The following is a 1,698-nucleotide window of genomic DNA, read 5'->3' as shown; positions in this document are numbered from 1 at the left end:
ATAATATAGGTTTTTTCAAGCCCAGTGTTTTCGTTATAACGATAAACTTCGTCACTCAAAAGTAATAATTCCTCCATATAGTATGAAGTGAAGAGAATGGTCGCACCAGATTTCCTAACAAAATCAACGGCTTTTAAATATAGCTCAATTCCTTCATCGGTTAAATTAGTTAGGGGGTTTTCGATAAGTATGAGATCTGAAGATGAGATAAACATACGAAACAAACTAACTCGTTTTTTTTGATCATTTGATAATTCTTTGATTTTTGTATTTTCGGCATCTTCTAGTGAAAATTCTTGAAGGTTATCAGCAATATTTATATTAGAGTTAAAAATCTTTTTAAAGAGTTTTAGGTATTTTTTAACAGAGTATGAATTATATAGTCCATCGTCATTAAGTTCATAAACGATAGAGTTAGTTGTTCTAGTTATGATGCCGCTGGACACAGGCAGTATTCCCTTTATTATTCCAAAAAGTGTTTTTGTAATAGTAGGGGGCATTTTAATTCCAATCTTTGAACCAGTATCAATATTCAAGGTAATATTTTTTAAGTCATAATGGTCGTTATTCTTTTTTGTTACTTTATCTAATGAGATTATTGACATCGTTTAGCTACTCACTTTCTGAAATATTGTACTAGATACGTTGGTTAACGTATTCAGTATCAAAAAATCAACTAACACCACGCGCAGCAGACATGAATTGGTACAACGTGATATATCTTAATTATACGATATATGTGTTTACTCGATATCTCTAATCATTATCCGATATGAAATATATTCAATTACAAAAAAGTCACGGAACATACCCTTAATTGGATAGGTTTCGTGACTTTCTTTAGTGAACACTGGGTTTGCTTGGTTTAACTGAATTGCTGACTTTTTTCTCAGTTAGATATTGATCGTAATGACTGCCAAGGAATAAGGGAACTTTTTCTTCGACAACATCACTGAATTCCAAACCGTACCAGAGTGTTGGAGGGATAGTGATATTTTGGAGTAACAAACGTCCACCAATTAAAAATCGATCCCAGCCTCGCATATATTCTTGGGCACCTAAGTCTTGAAATTGTTGATTTTGAATAACGAATTTGAAGGAACCAACGCGACGCTTTGGAACCATCGAATAAGTTGGTGTTTGATCATCAATAACTTTTTGATCAAGTAGACTGTTAATGATCTGGCGGATATAAATATTGACATGTTGGGACTTTTTGAAGCCCAAATTCAAAGTAACTTTAACTACGTTTCTAGTGTGCATCATATCTACTGAATAAGTGCATTCGTATGGAGCACTAGTTTGATGTACCGTTATGAACCAGTAAACTTTAGCACGTTTAGGTTCTTGGTCCAAAATAGAATAGACAATAGATCTCTTAATAGAATAATCGTCTCCGACTTTAATCATATAAACCAAATTAGTAGCATAGATGGGTATAGATGAATCATTACTTAACTTTTCAAGCTGAGGAATAAAATCGAGTAAACATACATTTTCACTTTCATCCATGTAAGCATCACGACGTTTATTACCAAAGAACCAAATCACCATTATAGCAAGGATAGCCAAAGTGATTATAACGGTGATATAACCACCATGAACAAATTTTGTTAAACTGGATATTAAGAAGAGACTTTCTAGAGCAAAGAAGCAAACTAAGAAAATATTTGCGGCAATTTTCTTGTGTTTCATAAT

Annotated in this window: 2 protein-coding genes; both read right to left on the bottom strand. The window is 32.9% G+C overall.

Features of this window, described 5'->3' with window-relative positions; genetic code table 11:
- On the bottom strand, window positions 1–605 hold a 605-nt coding region (locus FHL06_RS12700), incomplete at its 3' end, for an ATP-binding cassette domain-containing protein (RefSeq protein WP_153386949.1).
- Window positions 606–840: 235 nt separating this feature from the next.
- On the bottom strand, window positions 841–1,698 hold an 858-nt coding region (locus tag FHL06_RS12695), incomplete at its 5' end, for a KUP/HAK/KT family potassium transporter (protein ID WP_192917991.1).

The organism is Companilactobacillus halodurans (assembly GCF_009600985.1).
In the GTDB taxonomy this organism is placed as follows: domain Bacteria; phylum Bacillota; class Bacilli; order Lactobacillales; family Lactobacillaceae; genus Companilactobacillus; species Companilactobacillus halodurans.
The sequence above is the reverse complement of the archived record's forward strand: the minus strand, read 5'-3'. Positions and strand labels throughout refer to the sequence as shown.